Below are 2,585 nucleotides of genomic sequence, written 5' to 3' on the forward strand. Positions count from 1 at the left end.
TGTCCATTGTACATATAATATGCTTCAGTATCCCCTACTTTTCTCATTAGTAAGTTTAGTCCATAAACATTTCTTCCTTTTTCTAAAAGGGTTTTCTCCTGAACTTCTAGGATAACTTTGTCACCTTCATATAAGAAATGGTTTTTTCCTTCTTTATTTTCCTTTGAAACTCTTAGTTCTTCTCCATTATAAGCATTTTTAACTAATACTCCACTTTCATCCTTAGCTTCAATTTGTTGATTTAACTCATCATAAACATATTCTATAGCCTTTATGTTGAATTTACTAGTATTGATTATTGAAAGTATGCTTCAATTTCTTTGAATTAAAAAAGAGCCAATGTCCCTTACTTGAAACATTAGCTCTTATCAAATTTATAATATATATTTGCTTTTATATTTATTGATGTACTGTAATTTTTAATTATTTATTTCATTGAATGATTTTAGTTGTTTATTGATTGACAAGGAACTCCTTTATCAGATGCTTATACTTGAGTAACCGCTAAAAAGATTTTAATCATCTATCAATTCCTATTTAATCAGTTATTTTATCCTCTATTCATTATTTTTTAAATTCAATACCGCTCTTATTCACAATCTTTTAAAACTCTGTTTTCTGATGTGTTATCGTTGCTTTTTAATATAGTTCTTTTGAATAATGTATTTATAGCATATGTTAACTACTAAAAAAATAATGAACTAGCCTACTTAATTTCAGCTAGTTCATTTCATCTTCTCACTACATTATTAATATTATGCAGTAACTATTTCTTTAAATTTAATGTGCATTCTTAATACCTTTATTTAATTTGCAACTTTTATACTTCTTAGTTTATTATTTTGTAGTTACTTTAAATACTATTTTGCATTTAGATTTAAAAACATTATTACTTCAACATTTTAATTTTCTTAATATCTTCTAATGCAATTAATATGCAGAAACTACACTAATACACTCATCTTTACTAAAACACACATCATTTATTCTATAATTTATAAGTATTTCTTGTATTTCTTTTGGTAAATCTGATAAATATAGTCCTTTATCAGGTTTACTAACCAATTGGTAATCTTGTAGATGCTCTGGTGCATTTGAAACATCATAACAGAAAATACCTTTTCGTGTCATGTTTATACATTCTTTAAGATAATTATCACTTGGATATTCCTCAACTGACTTATTAACAAGTTTAGATTCTGCAATATAAGTACTAAGTGCATCAAAATATTCGCACACTATATCCAAAATTTCTCTAGATTCACAAATAAATTCTGGTACACATCCTGTACCTCCAGTTCTTGGTCTTACTGCCTTGGTAAATCTTATATTTCTAATATTGCTTCCTATATTTAGTAATTGATTTGCACCTCTAAATTCCGCACATGCAACAACATTACCACTTTCTAAATCATATGCACCTATTGCCATCGCTTTTCTTTTAGCTCCAGGGGTATTTTGAATCAAACTATCTCTTGCGTACTCAACATTTTTGTATATATCATATTCTCTTATAGTAGTAGAAACATTTCCTTCAGGTCCAACATAAAAATCAGCTTTAGCCGCCCCCTGATCTTAGATAGAAAATGCAGTGAGAGAAAAGAAGTGGCAACAAAAATCTGTGCCACTTCTACAATATCGCTCAATTCCACATAGATTTAAACTGATAAATATTTACTGCTTATCTACAAACGGTTTAATATTTTGAATACGAGCCACTTCAAACGTACACTGAATTTCCTGCTCATCACTCATAGATATTTCGCAACAGTACTTATCGCTATTGCTCTGCATAGTAAACTTCTCGATTCTTGGCTTATCTTCTTTTACGTCTATTCTTAAATAGTTCAATCCATAAAACTCTAGCCTTACATAGACACTTTCAAAGACACCCCATTTTTTAGGAACCTTTGTTGGCTCATCATGAACTAATATTGATAACTCAATTCTAGAATCAATCATTTGCCAATTTACATTAATTAGTTCAGCTTTTTCAAATACATTTTTGTCACCAAAAATATTCTTAATTACAACTGCATTATCAATTCCTTCAAACATAGTTTCACCACCTATTTTTTATTTCTATAATTAAAGTAATAATGGTCCTTCATACCCTGAACGGCTCCGTTCTTAGTATTTGTTGAAGGTCTAACATTAAAATGGGAAGGTTGATTACCAATACCAGAATTATAATAATGTCCGTAAGAATGGTCTTGTATAACCACCTTATCTATAGGATTTCCTTGTACATCAAATTTTCCTTGCACTGAATATGTTAACTCACGTGTTTCTACAAAGTTATTATTCGCATCTAGAATTCTCTTTTTATTCTCATCCAATAAAGGAACCATTTTTTGCTCAAGAGGATGTTGCGATTTACTTATCCCTAAATCCTTATTAATTTCTGACAAAGCTTGCTTTCTAGAAACAGGATTACCCGCCCCATTAACGTTTCTACTAGCCAAAGCTGCATTAAAGCTCTTTTGAGTTTCTGTTTGCTTTATTGATTGTGTATTTTTTGAACTACCAAAAGATTTTATTGGTACTCTTCCAACTCCTGCTGCTGATGCTGAAGTTTGAGATCC

3 protein-coding genes are annotated in these 2,585 nt (G+C 29.7%); all 3 read right to left on the bottom strand.

All coding sequences use genetic code 11. The features are described from left to right. Positions 1-930 precede the first annotated feature (930 nt). The gene (locus BM119_RS19320; RefSeq protein WP_090043328.1) at positions 931-1,467 is read right to left on the bottom strand and encodes a hypothetical protein; all 537 of its coding nucleotides are present in this window, start codon (positions 1,465-1,467) and stop codon (positions 931-933) included. 207 nt (positions 1,468-1,674) lie between these two features. Then, positions 1,675-2,058 (bottom strand): immunity 50 family protein, encoded by a 384-nt coding sequence (locus BM119_RS19325; RefSeq protein WP_090043329.1) that lies wholly within the window; start codon positions 2,056-2,058, stop codon positions 1,675-1,677. An 11-nt stretch (positions 2,059-2,069) separates the two neighbouring features. Further along, the coding region (locus BM119_RS20140) for an HNH/endonuclease VII fold putative polymorphic toxin (RefSeq protein WP_207647696.1) at positions 2,070-2,585 on the bottom strand (516 nt) is incomplete at its 5' end.

The sequence above is a fragment of the Clostridium frigidicarnis genome (genome assembly GCF_900111985.1).
Classification (GTDB): Bacteria; Bacillota; Clostridia; order Clostridiales; family Clostridiaceae; genus Clostridium_Z; species Clostridium_Z frigidicarnis.